At 44.3% G+C, this 24358-nt stretch carries 17 protein-coding genes and 2 pseudogenes; 8 read left to right on the top strand and 11 right to left on the bottom strand.

The genetic code is table 11. The features are described from left to right. Positions 1-30: 30 nt before the first annotated feature. Both AB4583_RS05420 and AB4583_RS05415 read left to right on the top strand, forming a co-directional pair. Positions 31-1470: a catalase gene (locus AB4583_RS05420; RefSeq protein WP_372116748.1), complete on the top strand. Its 1440-nt coding sequence runs from the start codon at positions 31-33 to the stop codon at positions 1468-1470. Positions 1471-1687: 217 nt separating this feature from the next. Continuing rightward, the gene (locus tag AB4583_RS05415) at positions 1688-2560 is read left to right on the top strand and encodes a patatin family protein (RefSeq protein ID WP_065583767.1); all 873 of its coding nucleotides are present in this window, start codon (positions 1688-1690) and stop codon (positions 2558-2560) included. Between the two features lie 120 nt (positions 2561-2680). Here the strand turns inward: AB4583_RS05415 and AB4583_RS05410 are convergent, their stop codons facing one another. Together AB4583_RS05410 and AB4583_RS05405 are read right to left on the bottom strand one after the other, a co-directional pair. Continuing rightward, positions 2681-3673, bottom strand: coding sequence for a 2-hydroxyacid dehydrogenase (locus tag AB4583_RS05410; protein ID WP_372116681.1), 993 nt, complete (start codon positions 3671-3673; stop codon positions 2681-2683). A gap of 222 nt (positions 3674-3895) precedes the next feature. Further along, a pseudogene (locus AB4583_RS05405) lies at positions 3896-3967 on the bottom strand (cytoplasmic protein); the annotation flags it as partial. A 200-nt stretch (positions 3968-4167) separates the two neighbouring features. Here AB4583_RS05405 and AB4583_RS05400 point away from each other — a divergent pair. Next, positions 4168-5112 (top strand): acyltransferase, encoded by a 945-nt coding sequence (locus tag AB4583_RS05400; RefSeq protein ID WP_017069729.1) that lies wholly within the window; start codon positions 4168-4170, stop codon positions 5110-5112. A gap of 105 nt (positions 5113-5217) precedes the next feature. Here AB4583_RS05400 and AB4583_RS05395 read toward each other — a convergent pair whose 3' ends face one another. The 3 genes from AB4583_RS05395 to glgX form a co-directional block, all read right to left on the bottom strand. Further along, positions 5218-5946, bottom strand: a complete 729-nt coding sequence (locus AB4583_RS05395; protein WP_017069730.1) for a tRNA (adenine(22)-N(1))-methyltransferase TrmK — start codon at positions 5944-5946, stop codon at positions 5218-5220. A gap of 151 nt (positions 5947-6097) precedes the next feature. Beyond that, a complete protein-coding gene (locus AB4583_RS05390; protein WP_372116679.1) occupies positions 6098-7840 on the bottom strand; it encodes a diguanylate cyclase domain-containing protein in 1743 nt (580 codons plus the stop codon). A gap of 240 nt (positions 7841-8080) precedes the next feature. After that, a complete protein-coding gene (glgX, locus tag AB4583_RS05385; RefSeq protein WP_372116677.1) occupies positions 8081-10066 on the bottom strand; it encodes a glycogen debranching protein GlgX in 1986 nt (661 codons plus the stop codon). A gap of 434 nt (positions 10067-10500) precedes the next feature. Here glgX and AB4583_RS05380 point away from each other — a divergent pair, with 434 nt between their 5' ends. Next, positions 10501-11847: a carbohydrate porin gene (locus AB4583_RS05380; RefSeq protein WP_081229325.1), complete on the top strand. Its 1347-nt coding sequence runs from the start codon at positions 10501-10503 to the stop codon at positions 11845-11847. A gap of 73 nt (positions 11848-11920) precedes the next feature. Next, on the top strand, positions 11921-12769 hold the full coding sequence (locus AB4583_RS05375; protein WP_372116675.1) for a MalM family protein: 849 nt from the start codon (positions 11921-11923) through the stop codon (positions 12767-12769). Positions 12770-12871: 102 nt separating this feature from the next. On the opposite strand, the gene AB4583_RS05370 is transcribed toward AB4583_RS05375, so the two are convergent. From AB4583_RS05370 to AB4583_RS05360, 3 genes are all read right to left on the bottom strand, one after another. After that, complete coding sequence (locus tag AB4583_RS05370; protein ID WP_017058851.1) at positions 12872-13201, bottom strand: hypothetical protein; 330 nt, start codon at positions 13199-13201, stop codon at positions 12872-12874. Between the two features lie 432 nt (positions 13202-13633). After that, positions 13634-17332, bottom strand: a complete 3699-nt coding sequence (gene pulA / locus AB4583_RS05365) for a pullulanase-type alpha-1,6-glucosidase (RefSeq protein WP_372116673.1) — start codon at positions 17330-17332, stop codon at positions 13634-13636. Between the two features lie 351 nt (positions 17333-17683). Continuing rightward, entirely contained in the window at positions 17684-19456 is a 1773-nt protein-coding gene (locus AB4583_RS05360) for an alpha-amylase family protein (protein WP_372116671.1), read from the bottom strand. A 156-nt stretch (positions 19457-19612) separates the two neighbouring features. On the opposite strand from AB4583_RS05360, the gene AB4583_RS05355 reads away from it, so the two are divergent. Then, on the top strand, positions 19613-20002 hold the full coding sequence (locus tag AB4583_RS05355; protein WP_017064222.1) for a DUF1294 domain-containing protein: 390 nt from the start codon (positions 19613-19615) through the stop codon (positions 20000-20002). A gap of 55 nt (positions 20003-20057) precedes the next feature. On the opposite strand, the gene AB4583_RS05350 is transcribed toward AB4583_RS05355, so the two are convergent. Further along, positions 20058-20642: a LysE family translocator gene (locus tag AB4583_RS05350; RefSeq protein ID WP_017064223.1), complete on the bottom strand. Its 585-nt coding sequence runs from the start codon at positions 20640-20642 to the stop codon at positions 20058-20060. Between the two features lie 140 nt (positions 20643-20782). On the opposite strand from AB4583_RS05350, the gene AB4583_RS05345 reads away from it, so the two are divergent. After that, on the top strand, positions 20783-21223 hold the full coding sequence (locus AB4583_RS05345; protein WP_009845852.1) for an Lrp/AsnC family transcriptional regulator: 441 nt from the start codon (positions 20783-20785) through the stop codon (positions 21221-21223). 26 nt (positions 21224-21249) lie between these two features. Then, the gene (locus AB4583_RS05340; RefSeq protein ID WP_372116669.1) at positions 21250-22179 is read left to right on the top strand and encodes a LysR family transcriptional regulator; all 930 of its coding nucleotides are present in this window, start codon (positions 21250-21252) and stop codon (positions 22177-22179) included. A gap of 153 nt (positions 22180-22332) precedes the next feature. Here the strand turns inward: AB4583_RS05340 and AB4583_RS05335 are convergent, their stop codons facing one another. Both AB4583_RS05335 and AB4583_RS05330 read right to left on the bottom strand, forming a co-directional pair. Next, positions 22333-23394 carry a c-type cytochrome gene (locus AB4583_RS05335; RefSeq protein ID WP_372116668.1) on the bottom strand — a complete coding sequence of 354 codons (1062 nt, stop codon included), beginning with the start codon at positions 23392-23394 and terminating at the stop codon, positions 22333-22335. A gap of 9 nt (positions 23395-23403) precedes the next feature. Continuing rightward, a pseudogene (locus AB4583_RS05330) lies at positions 23404-24045 on the bottom strand (c-type cytochrome). Between the last annotated feature and the right edge of the window lie 313 nt (positions 24046-24358).

The raw sequence follows: 24358 nt of genomic DNA, 5'->3' as shown, positions 1-24358 counted from the left end.
ACCTTAAGGAATAGACCATGAGTAAAAAAACTGACCACAGCTGCGGGTTGTCCTGTCGCTCATAACCAGAATGTTCAAACGGCGGGCAAACGTGGTCCACAACTTCTTCAAGACGTTTGGTTTTTGGAGAAATTGGCCCATTTTGATCGTGAAGTGATTCCAGAGCGTCGTATGCACGCGAAAGGCTCAGGTGCTTACGGCACATTTACCGTTACACACGACATCACCAAATACACCAAGGCAAAATTGTTCTCTGAAATAGGTAAAAAAACCGACTTGTTTGCACGTTTCACAACAGTTGCGGGTGAGCGCGGTGCTGCCGATGCTGAACGTGATATTCGTGGCTTTGCATTGAAGTTTTATACTGAAGAAGGCAACTGGGATATGGTGGGCAACAACACGCCAGTATTCTTCCTTCGTGATCCTCTTAAGTTCCCTGACTTAAACCACGCGGTGAAACGTGACCCACGCACCAACATGCGTAGCGCGAAAAACAACTGGGATTTCTGGACTTCTTTGCCGGAAGCTCTGCACCAAATTACTATCGTAATGAGTGACCGTGGTATCCCTGCGACTTACCGTCACATGCACGGCTTTGGTAGCCACACGTTCAGCTTCATCAACGCTGATAACGAACGTTTCTGGGTGAAATTCCACTTCAAATCTCAGCAAGGTATTAAGAACCTTTCTGATGCAGAAGCGGCACAAGTGATCGGTGATGATCGCGAAAGCCACCAACGTGATTTGCTAGACAGCATCGATAACCAAGATTTCCCGAAATGGACGTTGAAAGTACAAGTGATGCCAGAAGCGGATGCAGCGAAGGTTCCATACAACCCGTTCGATTTGACTAAGATCTGGCCTCATGCAGATTACCCGTTGATCGAAGTGGGTGAGCTAGAGCTTAACCGTAACCCTGAGAACTTCTTCGCTGAAGTTGAGCAGTCTGCATTCAACCCAGCGAACGTGGTTCCGGGTATCAGTTTCTCTCCAGACAGAATGCTGCAAGGTCGTCTGTTTGCTTACGGTGATGCACAACGTTACCGTTTGGGTGTAAACCATCAGCACATTCCAGTGAATGCGCCTCGTTGCCCAGTACACAGCTACCACCGTGATGGCGCGATGCGTGTCGATGGTAACTTCGATGGCACATTAGGTTATGAGCCAAACAACGAAGGTCAATGGGCTGAGCAACCAGATTTCGCTGAACCAGCACTGAACCTAGATGGCGCAGCAGCACACTGGGATCACCGCGAAGATGAAGATTACTTCTCGCAACCGGGTGACTTGTTCCGCCTAATGACACCAGAGAAGCAAGCGATTCTTTTTGATAACACTGCTCGCAACCTAGGCGGCGTGCCAAAAGAGATTCAATTGCGTCACCTAAGACACTGTTACAAAGCTGACCCTGCATACGGTGAAGGCATTGGTAAACTGCTTGAAATCGATGTGAGCGAATTTAAGTCGTAATCAATCATCTTGATTCGTTAATTGAAAGGCCGTTGAGTGAACTACTCGATGGCCTTTTTTGATCTCGCTGAATATCAAGCAACCCTAAGCCATTGAAAAATCTAACAATCCACATTGATAGTTTTTACCTATCGAATTGATAAATCTATCCCATTATCTTTGTAAGAGTGATGGGATTATTCTACGACTATCAGTTTATAAAGTAGAAGAGTTTGAGATGAATAAGAGCGCATTAATCGTTGAAGGTGGAGCAATGAGAGGTATTTTTGCTGCTGGAGTTTTAGACGCCTTCATGCAAGACGATTTCCGTCCTTATGATTTTGCCATCGGCGTATCTGCAGGTGTGTCGAATCTGGTTGGCTACTTATCTCATGCACCAAAACGCAGTTATGATGTGATCACCACGATGGCGACGGATAAAACTTTCTTTAATCCTGCTCGCTTTGCCAAAGGCGGTAACTTAGTGGACGTTAAGTGGTTATGGAACGAATCCAATCAACGTTATCCGCTGGACTGTGGCGAGCTATTTTCAAGTATCCCACTCATTGCTGCTGTCACAAATGTCGATACGGGCAGTGCAGACTACTACCATATTAAGCCAGAAAACCTTTCTAATGTTGTTGAAGCAACAACGGCTTTACCTATAGCTTACCGCGAAACACCGTGTTTCTCGGGTGGTTGTTATACCGATGGTGGTGTAGCGGATTCGATTCCGGTTCGTGAAGCATATCGCCGTGGCGCACGCGATATTACCGTGATTCTGTCTCACCCATTGAGCTACCGAATGAAGCCTCAAAAGCACCAATGGATGCTGAAGAAACTATTAAAGAAATTCCCGAATATTGCTGAGTCGATGGCGGTACGTGCTGAAAACTACAACCAGTCTCTGGAGTTCATTCGTAACCCACCCAAAGATGCGACTATTAAAGTGATAGCGCCACCTGAAGCCTTCGCGGTTAAGCGTTTAACTATGGATCAAAGTACTCTTAATACAGGTTACGAGATGGGCGTCAAAGCCGGTGAAGAGCACCTTGCTATTAGAAAAGGCGTTTATGGTTTAGACACTGAAGATTGTCATTTCTGCGTCTAGGAACGGCTTTAGAATACTGAATAAACGACGAAGCCACGCTGTTCACTTCAGAATAGCGTGGCTTTGTATCTGTAGACCTAGTTTGTTTTTAACTCAGCCTGCTATTAACTCAATTAGCGATTAAACGAGTTCGTTACCGCTGGTGTTGCCAGCAAAGAAGGCATCAACACTGGTGAGCGTTGTATTGGCGATGTTGAACAGAGCATCTTTGGTCAAGAAAGCTTGGTGACCTGTGAACAATACATTGTGACAAGCAGATAGGCGACGGAATACGTCATCGACAATCACATCGTTAGATTTGTCTTGGAAGAACAGCTCTTTCTCGTTGTCGTAAACATCAAGACCAAGCGCGCCGATTTTGCTTTGTTTGAGCGCTTCAATCGCTGCGGTTGAATCCAGCAGTTCACCACGGCTGGTGTTGACGATCATCACGCCATCTTTCATCTTCTCAAATGCCGTTGCATCCAATAAGTGGTAGTTCTCTTTACTCATCGGACAGTGCAGAGAAATCACATCAGACTCTTGGTAAAGTTCGTCGAGTTCAACGTATTTAGCGCCTAACTCAACAGCTAACGGGTTTGGATATGGGTCATAGCATAGGATATTCATGCCTAAACCCTTCAGAATTCGCATCGTCGCTAGGCCAATCTTACCCGAGCCAATCACACCGACCGTTTTACCGTGGAAGTTAAAGCCAACTAACCCCTCAAGAGAGAAGTTCGCATCACGAGTGCGTTGGTATGCCTTGTGTAGTTTACGGTTCAAACACATCATCATGCCAACCGTGTGTTCTGCTACCGATTCTGGTGAGTAAGCCGGAACGCGAACCACTTGCAGACCAAACTCTTTGGCTGCGTCTAGGTCGACCTTGTCAAAGCCCGCACAGCGCATCGCGATTAACTTGGTGCGGCCCTGAGCAAGAATCTCTAACACGTCTCGCGATAGGTCATCGTTTACAAACGCACAAACCACTTCGTTGTCGTGCGCCATTTTTGCTGTTGTTGTGGTGAGTCGAAAATCGTGAAAATGAAACTCGGCGTTGAGTTTGCCTTTTGCAAGTTCAAATGATTTTTCGTCGTATGATTTTGAGCTAAAAAAAGCAATGTTGAGCATGGCTTCCTCTCTTACCTAAAATATAAACAACCCACTGATTCATTATCTGAAACGGGATTAAAACTAATAACTCTGTTCAGTGTGCTAGAGTTTTTTTTCTTGTCTATCACCATTAGTCATTGTAATTATTATGGTTATTTGGTCTTTCGTCTTCACTTCTTGAACATTAAAAATCACAGTACGAGGCAGCTTGCTTATAAGTTCATCAATATTGAATGGATCTTACTTTCGGGTGTTGAACATCTTCTTGGTCTCTTTCCCTGACCAAAAGTTAATGTTGAATTGTGTCAAATCGACTTATTTAAACTTGAGTCTAAATGACTCATTTGTTTTTTTAAATCCTGATTTTGTTGATTCAGAACGATGAATTGCTCTTTCGACACAGACAAAATGAGTACAGTGGTTTGACCCCTAGTGTATTCAACCAATTACTAAAGAGAATATTTTGCAGATGAGTATAATGGCGGCCTTCGATCTCAATATAGCCGTGTTTTATGCTTGATAATCTTCGTATGGCCTTGAACGTATTGTTCGTGACCATCAATACCGCAGTAGCAGCGTTAACCTTGAGTCTGTTTGCTTTCATTAAACTTATTGTTCCCATCTCTGTGGTGCAAACGTCATGTACTCATTTAGCTAACTTCACATTTTGGTGCTGGGCTTCGCTTAATCTTTGGATGCTGAATATCAACAACGATATTGATTGGCAGGTCGAAGGTGGGGAAGACATTTCGACCAAGCAGTGGTACTTAATGATATCGAATCACCTGAGCTGGGCAGATATTGTAGTCCTCTCTTCGATCATGAAAGACAAGATGCCGATGGCTAAGTTCTTCGTTAAGCATGAGCTGCTGTACGTCCCTTTTGTTGGTTTAGCTTGCTGGGTATTGGATATGCCCTTCATGAGACGCCACTCGCGTGATTTTTTGCTGCGTAACCCAGAGCGTCGTAATGATGACTTTAATGCCATCCACAAAGCATGTAATAAGTTCAAGCTGGTACCGACAACCTTGGTCAATTTTGTTGAAGGCACTCGCGCTAACCACAGCAAACTGGCGACAGCAAACACGCCATATCGACACCTATTGAAGCCGAAAACGGGCGGTGTCGCATTTGCTTTATCTGCCATGGGCCCGATCTTAGATGGCATCGTTGATGTAACTCTGGCTTACCCAGAGAACCAGACCTCTCCGTTTGAAGATATGCTGAAAGGAAAAATGACGAAAATCGTGGTGCGTATTAAATTACACCTGATGGATGAGAACGTGAACGGTAATTACTTTGAAGATAAGGCTTTTAAACGTCGCTTCCACAATTGGTTGAACAGCACGTGGAAAGAGAAAGACGTCTACCTTGATACGGTTTATGGGGTTGATAAGCCTTCTGAGGTAGAGACAGTTGACGAGCCTGATGTGGCTTATAAGAAACAAGAACAGTAAGCTAAAACTGAATCGATAGCATTAATAAAGCCGATAGCTCATTGAACTATCGGCTTTTTTATTAATTTGACTTTCTTAATATTCAAACCATTAAGTTAGTACTTACTATGGCTTAACCGCCTGGTAAGCATCAATAATATGCTTTACTTGGCTAGGTTTGCCTTGCTTCTCTTGTCCTTGATGGATACGTAAGTAGTGCTGCAATGTTTTGGCTTTGTATTGCTGTGATACCTTCACTTGTTCATCACAACTTGGTGTCCAGATCTTGTCACCGACGTTTGATATCTCGCTAACGGTTTGGCTCTTTTCTGAATCACCGCGACTATTACTCACCAATAAAATCTCGTAGTAACGACGGTTCTCTTCAATCAACACTTCATCAATAAGACCAAAATGGATCGCCTTTAAATGGCTTCTCAACTCGAATTGCTGATGCACCGGACAAAGCAAGAAATCGATCGCTTTGTCTGGGTGTTGACGATGAATATCATCGACGAGCTTTTGAGTAAGATCGCCACCGACGCCCGCAATAATCACCAGGTGTTTGCCAGTATGTTTCTCAAGCGGGATAGCGGCGACATCCATACAGTAGACTTGCCATTGGCTAGTCACTTTCTGTTCTGCTATTGCACCTTGCGGAAAGTAACGCGTAAGTTTGCTTTCCAAATCGCTCATCAGAGACGGGACAATATCGACAAAGTGAAGCTGAGGTGCTTTGTTATCCGACAACAGTTGAACACCCAAGAAGCCGTGATCACAACAACAGTCCCAAATATGTTGGTAGTCATTGCTGACAAGGGAATGGAGAGTTTGCAGTCGGTTACTTAGCTTCATAAGGCTCGTGTCGTTAGAAAAGGGGTATTGTCGTGTTGAACGCGCATTGTAATGACTTTCCATAAAAACAAAAGCACCTAGGGTATGAATCCTAGGTGCTTTGTTTTCATCGGTATCCAAGTAAAGGATAAAGTGAGCTTGTTAGGACAACCTATGAAGCCTTTGCAACAGCCCTGATGTGGCCTTCAACTCGATTTTTTCCAAGCTGTTGAGCAATCAACTTTGCTTGCTCCGCCAGTGCTAGAGCTGTATCTGGCTCTCCCTCTATTTGTGAAAAACCGACACTCACGCCTAAAGAGAGGCTGATGTCTGGCGTCACAATAGTTTTCTCTGCTACGCCAATTCGGCACTGGTCTAGTTGGAACTTGGCGTCGTTGCCGTCGTTTGCTTTAAATAATACTGCGAACTCTTTGCCTCCAATACGAGCAAGGCATAGTCCTTTAGGCTTCGGAAAGTACGAGCGTAGTGCTTCTGCTGTCAGCTTGATCATCTTGTCACCCACAGCTTCACCATAAGCACGGTTCACGTGGTCAAAACTATCGATATCGAGTAGAGCTATATAGGTTTCAGGCTGGTTGGCGTAGTTTTCCAGTGCAATATTAAAGCTACTTTTGTTGTCTAATTGCGTCATCAAGTCCTTGCTACTCAACTGGTGCTGAAGCAGTAAGTTGGACAGTGAGACTTCCGTGTAATCTCTGATCATACGCAGAATACTCTGGCTGATCGGTAAGTTTACGTTTACGTACAACACTGCGATCAACTGCTGACGAGAGTGCAAAGGAATACAGTAATGACGTTGGTGTATTTTGAGTTTACACGCCAGTGGATCGGCGTACTTACCACTTCGGTAAGCCATAGTGTCCGGTGTAAATCGCTCTGCAAGGGCTTTGTCACAATGTACCGTGGATTTGTTTCCGTGATAGTCGATGGTACTGAATGCGTGGTTCTCAAGCTGATAGAGACAGAATTGAATGCCTTTTTGGTAGGTGAAACTATCCAGTATGGATTTTAACTCTCGCTTAAAGCTTACAAGGTCATCGACTTTATTCAGTTGCGACAAGGACACGTTCAAACGATAAGCCAGATAGTTGGCACCAATCCACAATAGCAGGAGTGAGCCCAGTACTAAGCCCGTCAACGTAAATTGATGTGAGCTGGTTAAGATGTCATGGCGGTCAGTGCCCGCAATGAACACCCAATTTAAGCTGTTGTCTGCGTCAAATACTGATATTTTGAAGTTATCTTGATAGTAATATTCGTGCTTACCAACGGTTTCACCTTGTGAGAGTTGGTGGCTGATCCCTGCATGGAAGCTGATGGATTTAGAACCGATACGCTGTGGATCCGGGTGGAATACCAGTCGCTCTGTTGCTCTGTCTACAACAAATACATAGCCATTATTAAGCGTTTTTAAATCTCTTAAACCTTGCGTGGTATGCATTAAATCAAACTCAATCCATATTTCTTCGTTGAGCTTTTCTGCAGTGTGTTTAACGGCGAAAACCCATCGTCCATCGGCTTTTTGGTAAACGGAAGAGATGTAAAAATCTTCTACAACACCGTCTATTGAATGCCATTGTATTGTGGCGATTTGTTCATTGGAAAGAGGAAGGCCACGAGTGGAGACATAATGTTGGGAGTTAGGTTGGTATCGAACGATATCGGAGAAATTTGGTGTTCTTCTTAGAATATTATCACTCAATTCTCTGAATTTTTTATCACCGATTGGAGCCGTTTTAGGCAAGCCTAGACTGGTTTCTAAAAAATAGAGTTTGCCGAATGTGGCTTCGATGTTGGAACGAATGGTAGAGCTTGCGATACGAATGTTTGATGATGATTGTTCTGTTGCTGCTGTTTCTACTTTTTCAAGCTGAGTCATAGCAAGATAGAGCATCCCTCCAGTTAATAAAATAATGTATGGTTTAAAAAGCCGAATTAATGTTTTAGGTAAAGCCATGATATCCAAAGACGTTATAGATTCATTTTTATAGTACGGCAATACTAAACAGTTTCATTAACCACATCAATGCAAATGATTCCATATGGATGAATGATTTTTGTTATATTCAGCTAACAAAAAAGCCAGCTGTAAATATAACTGGCTTCTATGGTTTTCGGTGTTTTATTAAGCTGACTAAGCTTTTGCTTTAATCAAATCAGCCTGATCTGGCGAATAGTGCAAAATTGCCATCGAAGTTGGCGACAACAACATTTCACCTTCTGCATGACCGGGTTTAACGTTTCGCAAGTTGGTATCACAGATGGTTACCCAGTTTTGTTCACGGTCATTCGGTAACGAGAAACGTGCTGGCGCATTGGTTTGGTTGATAAGATAAATTAACTCGTCGCCATCTTTACCAATACCTAAATGCAAAGCGACTGAGCTTAAGCGGTTCCAGTCGTCATGCTCCATAAGTGTGCCATCGACACGGCTCCAGAAGATGCGGTTAGAGTTACGCTTTTCGCCACTGAATGCCTTAATAAACGGCACCATGTATTGCTGACGAGCAGAGATCATTTCAGATAACCAAGTCTTGAAGTAAGTCTTGCGCTCTGAATCTTCCCAGTTAAGCCAGCTGGTCACGCCATCTTGGCAGTAAGCGTTGTTGTTACCTTTTTGAGTATGAGATAACACATCGGCCGTCAAAATATGAGGAATACCAAAAGCAAACAGCAGGCTCGCCATGAAGTTGCGTTTCTGCTTTTCACGTGTTGCGATAACTAACAGGTTTTCGGTTTCACCTTCAACACCGTAGTTTTCAGAACGGTTATCCCCATGCCCATCGCGGTTATTCTCACCATTTTCTTCATTGTGCTTGTGCTTGTACGAGACAAGGTCCTGCATGGTGAAGCCATCATGGTAAGTGATGTAGTTGACGGTGAGTTTGTAAGGCCAGTGCGCTGCACTGTAGATATCACGAGAGCCCATTAGGCGTGTAGCAAACTCTTTTAGGTAACCCTGATCACCGCGCCAGAAGCTACGTGTGATGTCTCTCAGCTTGTCATTGCATTCATTCCAACCAAGCGGGAAATTACCCACTTGATAACCATTAGGACCAATATCCCACGGCTCTGCGATTAACTTAGTTTCTTTAAGTACAGGGTCTTGAGCTACGGCTTTAAAGAAAGCAGCCTCAGGGTTGTAGTTGTCACCTTCGCGCCCCAGTGTCGCTGCCAAGTCAAAACGGAAGCCGTCGATTTGGAACTCACTTACCCAGTAGCGAAGCGTATCCATCACTAGGTTAAGTGCAGGCTGGTGGGTGAGATCAACGGTGTTACCACAACCCGTGAAGTTCGCGTAATGACAGCCATGTTTAATGTAGTAGCGGCTATCTAGCGCTTTGAGGTTGAAGGTTGTACCACCTTCGCCACCTTCTGCCGTGTGGTTGTATACCACGTCTAGAATGACTTCGATGCCATTGCGGTGAAGTTCACGAATTGCGGTTTTGAGTTCATTAACGGCGTCTTTTTCTGCGTAGCGTGGGTCTGGCACCATGAACAAGTATGGGTTGTAACCCCAATAATTCACTTTATCCATGTCCAATAGATGAGGTTCATGCATACACGCAGCAACGGGTAGAAGCTGTAGCGAGTTGATATTTTGTTGTTTGTAGAACGCAAGCATTTCAGGGCTCACTAACCCTAAGTAACGACCTTTAGTATTGGCTGCCACTTCTGGGTGCAGTTGAGATAGGCCTTTGACATGCGTTTCAAAAAGAACAGTATCTTCACGGCTAATGCGTGGCTTTTCTACGTCTTGCCAGTCGAAGGTGTCATCAACAACAACACATTTCGCCATCGCAAAGCTTTTTTCATTGGTATATGGCGTGACGTAATCGAGCGGTTCGCTTATTGCTTTGGCATACGGGTCTGAAAGCAGGATAGGGCCATTGTCCGTTTCTGCAATGAAACCGTATTTTTGTCCCGCTTTAATACCATCAATAAAGACATATCTGATATCAGCGTATTCATTTTCCAATTTATAAGTGGTGAATTCGTCGTTCTCGTCAAAAAGAGCGAGAGAGAGAGATTTACAGTCAGGAGAATAAATTGAAAAGTTACAGCCAGTGTTACCTAGCGTTGCGCCTAGCGGATAAGGGCGAGCGAGCGTTCTAGTCATTGCTTGATTTCTTGTTCGTTTATCAACATCAGTGAACTATAAGTAAAAAGCTTTGTCACAGTAAGGTCAAGCAACTTCACAGAATAATTATTGTTAAAAAAATAATTTACCGATTAGGTTCAAATTATATATTTGAACTAGATCTCACTTATGTTGAATAATTAGATCTGTGTGCTGTCTACTCCTCCTATATTAAGTGATCTACCTCTTTAAAACACCATTCTGTATATTTTCTACTCCCCTCTAGTCCCCCTTAATTAACTTAGGGGCGGAGGAAGTCAAACTTGTCATCCCCTCTTAATATTGACCCCGTTGAAACGAATCAGGGGAAACCCTAAACCTCTCTATCTTACGTCCGCCATAACTGCCTTTGGTTGTCGCAAGAGAGCAAAAAGATAAAAACCTAAAATAAATCGTCCTTAATGGAGTTAAGAATGAAAAAAGTAAGTTTGATTGCTGCAGCAGTGGCTTCGACATTGATGGCTGGTTCAGCTTTCGCTGCCGAAGTTGATTTTCATGGGTATATGCGCGCAGGCTTCGGTATGAATGCTGATGGTGGCTCGCAATATTGTTATGGTAATGGTGGCCCTACTACATTTGGGCATGCAGTTGGTCGTTTAGGCGATGAGTGTGATAACTATGCTGAACTTTCTCTAGGCGTAAACAAGATTTGGGAAAGTTCAGATGGCGATGCATTCAATATCCATACTCTAATGGCATTTGGCACGTATGAGAATGGTGGCTTAGATGGACGTGGTAATTCGTTCCAAAGTATCGGTACAGATCCTGATGACCCATGGTCTGGTGAGAGAGCTTCGTTCCGTGAAGCTTGGGCTGACTACACTATGGCAAACGGCATGAGCATTTGGGCTGGTGAACGTTATTACGGACGTAAAGATGTTCATATTATGGATATGTACTACGTAAATAACTCCGGTGCTGGTGCCGGTGTTGAAAACATTGATTTGGGCTTTGCGAAGCTTCATGCTGCAGTTGTTCAGCATAAATGGAAGGCTCCATTACTAACTGCAGATGATCCATCGACACCTGAAGATGAAAGACAGCCACTTGAGGGTACACAAGTTTACTCAACTGCTAATTCAATCGACCTTCGCTTGACAGGTATTGAAACAAATGACAAGGGTAGTATGGAGTTCATTTTAATGGCTGCAGACCCTTCTCATACAGATGTACAAAGTGATGCAATTGACGGCGGTATTGGTAATGCAGGTGATTATGGTCTAGATAAAGCAGGCTTTTTCCTTACAGCTGAACACACTCAAGGCCATAGCATGGGCTTTAACAAAGCTGTTATTCAGTATGCAACTGAAGGTTATGCTTGGGCTGGTTTCGTAGGTAACCACGCAGGTGATTCGTACAACATGGAATTAGGTCAGGAAGGACGAGAGTCTTTACGTCTAATCGATTGGGGTGTAATCGAAGCTGAAAAATGGAATCTTGGTTACTCGTTCGTTTATGCTCAGTTGTTGGATGACGGCAATGGCAATAGTGATGGCAAAGCTATGAGTGTTGTTCTTCGTCCTGGCTACAAATGGTCTGAAACAATGAGCACTATTCTAGAGCTTGGCTATCACCAAGATGAATACCCTTGGGCTGATAAAGAAGACTTAACGAAAGTTACAATTGCTCAACAATGGCAAGCCGGTTCAAATTTCTGGGCTCGACCTGCAATTCGAGTATTTGCATCTAGTTACAGTGGCGACAAAGCTGTTGATAACAATGACTTAATGTTCGGTGCACAAGTTGAAGCTTGGTGGTAATCTAGCATTTAGTCATTAATAAAAAACAGTAGCCAGCTTACAAGCTGGCTACTGTATTACAAGGGATAAGTGAATGAAAAAAATAGTATCGATTCTAATGGGGGCGACCGTTTTATTTGGTTGTGCGAGCCACCAAGATTTTTCTTCTTCGAGCTCGGAACAAGCAAGTATCTCTACGGTGGAGCAAATTAGTTGGAATCAAGTTGGCGTTCCATCAAGCTTTTCTATTCACTTTTCTGAAGATTCTCAGATTTTAAATAGCACAGACATAATGGGACCAGTGGCTGGTTTTTCTTTTGATGTTTCTGAGCCTCAGGTCATAATAGAACTTTCGGGCATGGTTAAACGCTTAGAAGTATTTTCTCCAAATTTAGCCATTTATGATCAAAATTTTAAATTATTGCGAAATTACGACTCATCCTTTTTTGATTATGATAAAAATGACTTTATAAAGGGTGATGTTTTATTTGGTGAAGTTGAATTGAATCTACCGATGAGTACCACTCGTATTTATGGTGTTGTTTACACTACTAAACAAGATTTAACACAAACTACCCAGCTATTGCACCCGGCCAAAGCAATGGCTATTGCCAAGCGAAATGTTGTCCCTGCTATTGATGATCCTGAAGCGAAGCATGTTGACATTGGTGAAGTTAGAGTTGCTATAAAACGTGAAGGTTTCTTTAGTGGGTTAACGAAACCTTCAAAATCTGCATCAGCTCCTGAAATTCCTGTTATTGAAAGCAAGAAGCTAACAATAGAAGCAATTCAACCAGAAACACAAACTTACTACCATAATGCCATTCAAGCAGCAGTAGACGCAGACAATATTCCCAAAGCACTTAGCTTATTAGATGAAGCAAAAGCCCTTGGTATTGAAGGTGCACAAGAAGCCTTTGTGCGAGCCGTCAACGCCAAGTAATATAGATAAAGGGTTCCTTTAAAAGTGCAATGCTTGTAAGTTAAGCATCGGTTAGCATCTTCTAAGGAACCCTATCGAATACCGCTTTAATGTATATGCTTTTTATTTGCAATGTTCAGCAACTTTCTCGCCTAAAGGGACTTCTGTATTTTCGCATTTTGATACGTGACCAGTAGTCGTTTCCCCTGCTTTATCCGTTTCCATATATTGATCAACATTACCGTTGCTTTCAAGTGTTTGCAGTGCCTGTTTGTGCGCGGCATTTTCAGCTTGTATTTGTTGCGTTGTTGCAGTGCTAGGAGTATGTGCCAGGGCGCGAGCAGCGTCGGTAGATTCTACAAGATCAGTGGTATTAGCCAAAGCCATCCCGCCCATCAATGCTGTAGTCACGATGCCCATTTGGATGGTTTTGATGATATGTTTACGGTTCATGGAAGTTTTCCTAATCAAAATTTAACGACACCGCAAACAACTGCGGTGTTTTGCTGTTGATAGAATATTACATCGAGAATTGAATGTATTTTAATCGTAATTGTAGGGCGTAACCCTTCAAAAAAGGCTGCCAGGATTAATTCTGTTCACTTAAGGGAGAGCGGCATTCCTACTATGATATATCGTTAAGATTTGGTTTTAACGGTTCTAAGGAATATCCTTTCCCTTTAGTTCTAAGTTTTCAGCCATGTAATCGAATGTAGGGGCTATAAAGTATGGTTGGAAATGCCCCGAATTTTAATGGGCGATGCAGTTGTTTATTATTTGCTTAAATCTGCTGGGTTCAATAGTTGTAAAAAAGGGAGACTGACGTCTCCCAAAGGCTAGCTTTCGCTTGTTTTATTATCTGTTACTTGAACCTAAGCTTGGAGCTTAATTCTTAGTGACAGATACCACAGCTTTGTCTACATTGTCGTCAAGCTCGTGAATGGCATTCAAGGTGAAGGTGTAGCTGCCCGCTTCCGTTACGCTCAATTGGCAATTGCCACCTGTGCCAATATCGATTGACCCGCTTGCAAGCTCTACAGAATCGCAACCAAAGTTAGGTGTTTTCCAATCAGCATCTGCAAACTTGAAGCCATAGTTACCTGCTTCCAAATTGCCTGTTACAGAGTACACTCCATTAGCAACAAAGTTCATTGCCCAAGCATCAACAGGGTTCCAACCATTCATATCCCCACGAACATACACGGTTGTTTGGCCGTATGGCGGAATGCTCGATACATCCTTGCCAGAGTTATCAACTGGCAGGCCAGCACCTTGTGCATCACCTTGAGCTTGTACAAATACAGCGGTAGTTAGCGCAGGGACTGTGAAGGTTTCAGCGGCAAAGCTTGCGCCTTTCACTGTGTCGTCAGCCGAGTTTTGTTGAACGTCATGAAGTGTAAAGCCGGTTGCTCCTGTGATTTTGAATGATTGAGATTTATTAGTTGAGTTTACAACTGCCACAATCGCATCATTTGCAGGGTCAAGATCGTCGCCCGCAGACACGCCATCATCGATCGACATGACAATCAGGCCTTCGACTTGATCTTCGCCAACGTTACGGAAGTCGACACGCTTCATAACTTCGTCAGCTGTATCTAAGCGGAACAGTTCGCTTGAGCTACGGATCTTTAATAGCTCTAGGAATTGCTGCTTAGTCAGCTCAATGTCGTCTGAGTCTGGTTTAGCCGCGCTGTCAGCAATGATTGTTTTGATCAGATCCCAGTTTGCACCATCTTTATCTTCACGAGGTAAGCCAACATTCCAGTTGTTGTCCGTCCCATCAAACATGACGCGGTTGTACCAGTCACCAGAATCGTAAGAATCGCGCTGCATAGACTTAGATCGTAGCAGTTCAGAACCCATATGGATGAATGGTATGCCTTGGCCTAGCATCACGGTAGAAAGCGATACAGACTGCATACGCGCACGCTCTGCAGAGCTAGTACCAGTGGCGATCTTGTAAGCGTTGTTATCCCAAAGTGTTTGGTTATCGTGTTTGGAAACGTAAGAGATGTTCTCGGAAGGCATCTTGGTGTAACCAGCTGGCGCGCCGTTGTAATCAACGTTTTTACCCAGTTTGGTATCGCCTTTGTAATCAATCAGTACGTATTCTGCGAGGTTACCTGCCATACCTAAACGAACAAGGTCTTGGTTATGTAAACGACCATTGATCGAATCTTGATCAACTTTGGTTTCTTCGTTGGCAATCGCTGCGTTACCAAAGCCTTGGTTAAAGCGAAGTGGGTGGTTCCCTTCTGAGTCGACACCACCATCGAATGGGCTACCACCACGAACGGCGTCACGCAAACGGTCTGAGAAGGTACCGATTTCTGTACCTGCCATGTTGATTTGGTTCGCTTGATCGAAGCGGGCGTTGTTGGCGACTTCACCAAAGTCCCAGCCTTCCCCGTAGAACAGAGTATTCGGGTCGATTTTGCGTACTTCTTCCAATGCTTCGACCATTACATCTTTTGGCTGGTGGCCCATCAAGTCAAAACGGAAACCATCCACTTTGTAGTCGTCAGCCCACACCTTAAGTGAGTCGACCATCAATTTACCCATCATCAGGTTTTCGGTCGCAGTGTTGTCACAACAAGTCGAGTTTTCTACGCCACCAGTGTTGACGTTAAGACGGTGGTAGTACCCAGGGACAATCTTATCCAGTACCGACTTATCGTTCACACCAGACGCATTGGTGTGGTTGTATACCACGTCCATGATCAGCTTAAGATCCATGTCGTGCGTAGCTTTGACCATCTGACGGAATTCGAGAATACGCTGAGAACCATTAGGATCGGTCGCGTAACTTCCCTCAGGCACTGTGTAATGGAATGGGTCGTAGCCCCAGTTGAAGCTATCAAGCATACGAAGGTCATTCATTAATGCTTGTGCGTCACCCGTTGAAGGGTCATAACCATCGAGTACGTCTTCGATGACTTTGTTTTCGTCTTCGCTTCCACATAAGGTAGCTGTCGGTTTTACATCACACAGTTTTCCTACGGTGTCGGTGATATCAACACGGCTCGCGGCATCTTCATCGACGGTAGCGATATCAAATGCTGGTAAGATATGCAGCGTAGTTAAACCTGCTTCTTGGAGAGCTTGTAGGTGTTTGACCGACTCACGATCGGCTTCTGTAAGAGCGAGGTACTTGCCATTTAGGCTAGCTGTGCCGAGCTTATCGCTGAAACTAAAGTCACGTAGGTGTGATTCGTAAAGTACGTGGTCTTCGTCTTTCTCTACGGTTGGTCGTTGGTAGTTGTCCCAGTTCGCTGGTTTCAAGGTTGAATCATTCAGGTCAATCACTTGAGAGTATGCTGAGTTCTTTGACAAACTGAGAGAGTATGGGTCTGTCACAAGGCGAGTTTCGATATTGCCTGTGGTTGGGTGATAAACCTTCACTTGGTAGCGATAGTAACTGTTGACAGCGTTAGGTACCGCGTCAGTCGCCCAAATACCCGTCTCAGTGCTTTCCGTCATCGGGATTACTTGTGAACTTAGCAGATCTTCACTGTATAGAACGAGTTCTACATCTTGCGCGGTTGGTGCCCAAAGCTTGAAGGTCGCCGCACTGCCTTCAACAATTGCGCCTAGTTCTTCAGCCATTGCATTACCAGCATCTTCGCTAGCAAATACCGCATCAAGCACACCAGGTTTTTGAACCTCAGTTGAAGAGATAACATCGCCATTGGCATTGTAGGCAACAAAAATTATCTGAGATTTTAAAATAGTGCGAAGTGTGCTGTCGTCAACATCGATAGCTAGGGCAGGTAAGCTTGCAAGGTGTCGGAAACGCTCTTTCAATTCAGAAGATAGTTCTCCGTCTTTGCTTAGTTCAATTGCAGTTCCACCGACAATCTCTTTGTCATCGTTCATTGTGATGCTGTTGTCTAGTGCATAGAAAAGCTTCACAGAGTCTGCATTGCTAGCCGCTTCCCAACCAATTGTGGTTGCATCTAGCCAGTGTGCTTTTTGACCATCAATATTGACTGGTCGCTCTGAAACAGGGTCGTAGTACAACTCGCTGCTGCCATGGAAACCAAATACGCCTTGTGAATCGCCAAGCTTAGTTAACTCGACTTTAGAATTGGCACTGCCAAATGCTTTCTCATCACCATTGTGCAAGATGAAGTTCATGCATTTGTGTGGGTCAGAGGCATCTGGGTCAACTTTCAACACATAATAGGCACCGTAAGTATCGCTGATACCATCATATTCGTAAGGGCTGTTCCAGTCGGTTCCGCTTTCACTTAATCCCATGCCGACTAAATCTGTGCTGGTACAGCCTTCACCATTCCAAAGGTGCAGCCCCCAACCGTCGTAAGTTGAGCCAGATGAGCTGGCAGCGGCAACATCGCGTTTGTAGTAAATAACGACTTCGTTTTCAGCTGCAGGGTATAAACCACTGTTGCCAGGGGCTGTACCGTTGTCGCTATCATTATCACTACCACAACCCGCGATCAAAGTAGCGGTGAAGAGCGGTAACATTGCTTTGGCCAATGTAGAGCGTTTGAAGCTCTTCTTTTTGGTATTGTTGAAGGTATTTCGTAGAGAGATAATTTTATTAATATTTATGTTGTTCACGTTTTGATATCCATATTTCACTTTTTATGAAGATGAATATCCTAGCTTTAACCAAGGTCAACTATTTGTGATGGCAATGTATAAAGTTATTTTAAATTCGTAAATATAGGAAACCTAGTGTCAATATCACGCTTTGTATTTGGTTATTGTTAAATTAATTGGATCAATGACTCATTTGCATAATATCAATAATGTAAGGCGTAGAGGATGGGAGTAGATAATAAGGATGAGAGCTCATCCTTATTAATGTGAGGAAGGTATCGAATTGAGAGGGTGTTAATTTAATGTGGGAATTAAGTTATTTATCAATTAATTAAAACTCAGGCTTTTTGGGAATTAATAATAAATATCCTATTCAGATAAGGGAAATACCCAAACCAACGAAGCTAGTGGCTTTAGATCAAGACTAAAACGGCCAATACTTTCCTCAACTTTTAATACCTGTTGTTGAATGCCTTCAATATGTTCATCTAACAAGTAACTGTCATCAGCGATTGTGAGCGTTTGTATAACATCACTTGGAACGGTTAAGTGAATATTCTCGGTGACATGTTGGCTGAAATTCGCAGCAACTATTGTCAACTCTTGGTTGTCATAGCGCAGAAATGCGTAAACCGAATCACTCAAATTATTGCTCTGGTGTAAGTCTAGGTACTGCCCCGTCATTGAAGTATGCTCAAGCGAAAAGTTCATTACCTTTTGATAGAAGTGACGCAGCTGCTTTTCGTTTTCGTCTAATAGCCCGCCATCGAATGCGCCGTGGTTCATCCACTTTTGGTGTTGTGGGACTCCGATGTAGTCAAATATGGAAGTTCGTGAGGGCTGTCCAAAGCCTGCATTCTCCGCGCCCGGTTCGCCGACTTCTTGCCCAAAGTAGATCATGGTTGGAGAACTACTCAATAACGCGCTGACTAGCATTGCAGGCTTCGCTATATTTGGGTCACCTACAAATTCAGGAGACGCGATGCGTTGTTCATCATGGTTATCCAAGAAGTGCAGCATGTGATGTTCAATATCCATCATTTGATGTTGGATTTTGGGGATGATAGCCGTGGAAGTATTGCCTAGCATGATGTCTTTTAGACCGTCGTACAGATCTACTTTGTCATAGAGGTAGTCCATTTTGCCTAAGTGGATATAGTCGCGATATAAGTCCGGTTGGTACACCTCAGCCATTAAAAAGGCATCTTGGTTTTTCATCTTTATAGATGAATTAAGGTAGCTCCAAAATTCGACTGGAACCATCTCAGCCATATCGTAGCGAAACCCATCAACACCTTTATTCAACCAAAACAAGGCGATATCTCGGAATTTAGCCCAAGAGTTAGGCACATAAACAGATTCCCAGAAACGGAAATGATCCATGTAATTGCGTTGAGCATAGTCACTCGGTAGTTCAGGGAAGTCTTTTGAACCGTCTGGTCGCATGCCATAATTGATTTTCACCGTTTCATACCAATCATCGAAACTAGGCTTGGCTAAACGTGAGCCGTTACCTGTCCATTTGGCGGGCGTCTCTATAAACGGGGAGTTTAGGTTGGGATGCTGTTCACCACCTAGCGGCGTAAAGGCGGGCTCTATGTCTGGCAATTCAAAGGTGCTGTTGGGAATGTAGTAGAAGTTATTGTCTTTGTGGTATTCCAACGTTGTGTCATCTTGAGCGCCGAAGTCACTGACACCTTCTGGGTTGTTTAAGCCTTTATAATGACGCGCAACGTGATTCGGTACGATATCGATAATCACTTTTAAACCATTGTCGTGACTTCTTTTGATTAGTGCCTCGAACTCCTCTAGTCGGCATTCAGGGTTGTCTGCGAGATCTGGGTTTACGGAATAGTAGTCTTTGACGGCATATGGTGATCCCGCACGGCCTTTTACCACGCTAGGGTGATCGTCTGAAATACCAAGGTGCTTGTAGTCATTGATGAGCGCATGATGTGGCACTCCGGTATACCAAATATGAGTCATACCGAGTTTGCGGATTTCAGACAGCGCTTTGTCGGTAAAATCACTGAACTTACCGACGCCATTTTGCTCGATTGTGCCCCATGGAACATGTTGGGTGTTTTTATTGCCAAATAAACGCGTAAAAACTTGGTAGATGGCGTACTTTTGGTTGTACATATTTATAATTCCTTTAACTTCCATCATGTTATGTAGGGATGAAAGGGCTTGTTTATTCTTTGCAGGCTAACCGAATTACAATATGCCTTACTCATCCTTATCAAAATCTACAGGGCGTAATTGCTACAGTATGTGAGCTGTTGCTCAAAAGGAGTCATGTTGTCTTCATCTATTCAAATCGTTATCACTTATTTGGTTCTGGTGGCGGTGTCTGTGTTGTTTGCGGAAAGTTCTAAAGCGCTGTTGGTGTGGTATTTGGTTATCGGTTTCGTGACGTTTTTTGTGTACGCGAAGGACAAGCGAGCAGCGATCAATGGCAATTGGCGTGTGCCAGAGAAAACTCTGCATATTTTTTCTGTTGCTGGTGGCTGGCTAGGGGCGTTGATTGCTCAAGATAAGCTGCGTCATAAAACGCAGAAGCAGCCGTTCAGAGCCATATATTGGGTGACAGTGGCAGTGAATGTTGCGGCGTTTGTGTGGACGTTAACGCCGAGCGGGCAGACGATGTTTGGTCGTTGGCTTAGTGAACTTGTGGGTTATTTATAAAGAGAATAACGGTTAGCACAGGAGTACCAACCGTTAAAATACAGAAGTTATTCGACTAGAGCATCGGAATGGTCGATGCTAGAAGCAAGCCAGCCATACCGTAGTTGAAGCTTTTAATGCGGACTGGTGTTGTTAACCAGTGTTGTAGTTGCTTGCCTGCTGCCGTCCAGAAGGTCACAGAAGGCAAGTTGGCTAGCGTGAAGATACCTGCGATGATTGCAAGCTCCCACCATGAACTGCCGCTGCTATAAACTGAAATCGCAGTCAGCGCCATTGACCAACCTTTAGGGTTCACCCACTGAAAACTGGCAGCGCCGAGGAAGGTCATTGGTTTAAAAGCTTCAGTACTTTTCGCTTTGCCGCTCAATGCTATCTTGATTGCAAGGTACACGAGGTAAGCAAGGCTCAGGTATTTCAGTATTTGGTGAGTAACTGGGTACGCGTTGAAAATACCCATTAAACCGAAGCCAACTAGCAGCAACATGGCTGCAAACCCTAGAGCAATGCCAAGCATGTGCGGAATAGTACGGGCAAAGCCAACATTTGCTCCTGATGTCATGAGCATGATGTTATTTGGACCTGGTGTGAAGGTCGAGACGAACGCAAACAAGGCAAGTGCGCTAAGTTGCTCTAAAGGCATTATGGTTCTCCAGCAAAAAATGAACGAAGTGACTGACCGGTCATGACTTTCACGTGTTGAGAAACATAGTAGGTGGAAAGTGAGGCAATTATGTGCTTTTATTTCCTCTATTATCACTAAATGCACAATAATAAGTACTTATGGATAGATTTGACGAAAGGATATTGCAAGAGCTTAAATTGGACGGCAGAATCTCCAACATTGAGCTTTCAGAACGGATTGGCTTGTCGGCTTCTGCGACCTTAAGGCGCGTCCAGGATCTTGAGCGTAAAGGTATCATTCAAGGTTACCGTGCGGTTCTAGATAATGGGCTGATGGGGGTAGGTTTTATTGCTTATGTTTCGATTGGTTTATCAAGCCACAGCAAAGCGGCTCAGCTGGAGTTTGAACAGCACGTCAGTATGGAAAAAGAGGTGGTGGAGTGTCACAACATTACCGGTGCCAACGAGTACTTGCTTAGAGTTGAGACCAAAGATCTACCGGGCTATAAGAAGTTTCATGCCGATGTGCTTGGGGAATGTGCTCAGGTTCAATCCATTACGACCATGGTTGTGATGGATACACCCAAAGATGAACGTTAGTCGAGTTTTATTTCAGGAGAGGCGCAGTGCCAAATACGAATCAGCTGTTATTGTTCTTAGATGTGGTTCAACAAGGGTCGTTTACCAAAGCGGCAACCTTGCATGATATGGACAACTCATCACTCTCTAAACAGATAAAAAAACTCGAGCAAGATTTAGGTGTTCAGTTGCTCAACCGTTCTACGCGTTCGTTCTCGTTGACGTCGGCAGGGGAAGATATTCTCGCGCAAACCTATGTGCTGAAAGATACTATCAATCAGATCCAAGGCATTGCTGATTCATACCAATCAGAACCCAAAGGCGTGCTGCGAATTACTTCACCGATCTATTTTGGGCAGCAATATTTGCAACCTATCATCACTCAGTTCATGAGAAAGTACCCAGATGTTCAGATCGTACTTTCACTAGACGATAAGATCGCCAATATCATTGCAGGGCAGTTTGATATCGCGTTTCGCTTCAGTAAGCTTGTTGAATCGAATTTGATTGCGAAGAAGATTGCCGACAGTAATTTCATGTTGGTCGCGTCAAACGATTTTGTGAAGCAGCACGGTGAACCGAAAACGCCACAAGATCTACTCGCTCTACCTGCGGTGATTTATACCAATGGTGATATGACGGTCGACCATCTGCGCATTAGTGAAGAGCCGGGAGGAAATACTTTCCAGAGCCTGACGATTCGTGGCAACTATAAGGTGAGTGATGTTCGTACTATGGTGTCTTGTGTGAAAGATGGTCTAGGTTATGGCTTTCTTGATCAATCAAATCTGTACGCCTCCATGAAAGAGTTGGGCTTAGTGACACTGCTTCCTGATTACGCCATTTCAACAGCGGATACTGCTATATACGCCGTCTACCCGCACCGTAAGCAGACCAAGCTAGTGAAAGAGTTCATCACCTCAGTGCAAGATTATATTGGGTCGCCAACGATTTGGGAGAAGATGCAGCAAGATTAACGATTTCTCTGCCATGCCAAACCCAAGAAGAAGCCAGAACGTCACACGAACTGGCTTCTTTTTACTTTTCTAGCGTTCACTAATTTACAATGTAAAGTTCAGCTATAGCTAGCGTGAGCGGCTTTTCCCACAAAGAGTACCCTTTGGTTGAAGTTAGTGATTGTGAATCACTTCTTTACCACTTGGATAGGCTTTTGTACCCAATACATGACCATCAACTTCTTTGCCATAGTAACCTTGGTGGTTGTGGTAACGCTTAGCATTGCCAGCAACATCACCCTTGTATCGAGGATCTTGTGGGCGTTCATGACTATTCACAAATGCAGCCACATCCCATGCATCTTGAATCGAAAGTTGCTGGCTCTTTCCAAGCGGCATGTTTTCATAGATAAAGTAGGCAGCTGTGTTCACGCGGTGCATACCCGCGCCCCAGTTATACGCGTTTTCGCCCCACAGTGGTGGGAAGTACGATCGGCCGTCTGCTCCTTTAATACCTTCACCATTTTGACCATGACACGTTTGACAGCTGGTTCGGTAAACCTTCTCACCACGCACGATCGAAGGTTCTTGTTCTGGGTTAGCAATCTTAGGATAGCCACGACCTGCCAACTTGCTGCGATCATCGATCGGGTATTTACTTAACAGCTCTTCCGGAAGAGGGAAGCTTTCCGCTTTACCACCGATTTGTAAATCTGCATCACTGATCTCAGGAACGGGTGTGTCTTGCATGCCGTTCTTGTCTAAGATTCCCCCCATCGCCAGCCAGTATGAATAAGCCGTTAGTGCGACCATTTCTTTTGAACCCTCAGCCGGTGGCAGACCATTCATTGAGTAGGTGAAGCAACCTTGGATACGTTCTGCGTAGCTGTTTACCTTGTCATTCTTAGAACGATACGCAGGGTAGGCCATGTACGCACCCCAAAGAGGGGCAGCGTTAGGCTTCATGCCCGCTTGCATGTGGCAGTTGACACAGTTTTGTTCATTGCCGACGAACGTACCACGCATCTGTTGTGAATCGACAAACAGCGAATAACCCAATTTTACTTTGTCGCCAAATTCCCCAGCAGGGATATCAACCAAGTCGCGTGGCACCAGATATTTGTTATCTTGAGGCTTCTCAACGGCTGGCAGTTCGGTTTGGCGATCGGGCAACTCTGCTTCGGCATAAGCGATTCCAGAGGCAAGGGTTGCGGTAATTAGAAGTAATGTTTTCATGCGAGCCCTTTAGTATCGGAAAGAGGCGAAGTAGTAAGACAGGTTTTTGATCTCATCGTCGGTTAACTTGCCCGCGATATTACCCATCATGTTCAAATCATCACCCTTACGAGTGCCATTTTTCCAAGCGTTGAGCTGAGTTTGAATGTAGTCGGCATGCTGGCTTGCTAGGCGAGGAAATTTGTCTACGCCCATACCACTTGGTCCATGACAGGTAGCACAAGCAGGAATGTTTCGATCCCAATCACCTTAGAATACAAGTTTACGATACGGGTTATCGATATCGGCTTGTGAGCCGCGCTGCTCTAAATCGGTAAATTCGTATGAAGGTAGTGATGCAAAGTATTCTGCGACCTCACGACGAACTGCGGGATCAGATACACCGTCAGCCATTCCCTTCATGATCGCGCTTTGACGCTCACCACTTGAGAACAGAACCAGTTGATGTTCTAGATAGTCAGCATTGAGCCCTGCAAGCATAGGGGCAATGTTGGGCATGCCTTTACCGTCGGCTTGATGGCAGCCGCTACAAGTTTCTGCAGCTTCTGGCATTGGATTGGGTGCTGCTTGTGCAAAAGCGGATAAAGAAAGGCTTCCTAGAGCAGCGATGCAAAGCGTTAGAGTTTGAGTTTTAATGGTCAGCTTAGTCATGAGGCGTCGCTATTGGTTGTAATGCACGCATTTTCGACATAATTGGTTGTTCGCGCTATTGTGGATTTCCACATTAATTCACTTGGAACTTGAGGTAAGTCTCACATTAATAACCTCAATCATCACAATGGTATTAGTGTGGATTTCAATAGGCGAATCCAGCTGCCGTTAACGAAGTGCAAGGGAACTGCCATGTTCGCCTCGGTGTGACTGCTTGTTAAGGCTCTTTATGGCACCGATTGTATAAGCATAGACGCTTGATGGGGCTAGGAGAGAAACTTGCAGGGAAGTGATGTTAAGAATTGATGGTTTG

The organism is Vibrio sp. 10N.222.49.C12 (genome assembly GCF_041475025.1).
Classification (GTDB): domain Bacteria; phylum Pseudomonadota; class Gammaproteobacteria; order Enterobacterales; family Vibrionaceae; genus Vibrio; species Vibrio crassostreae_C.
Note: the sequence above shows the minus strand (reverse complement) of the source record. Positions and strands in the feature narration are given on the sequence as shown.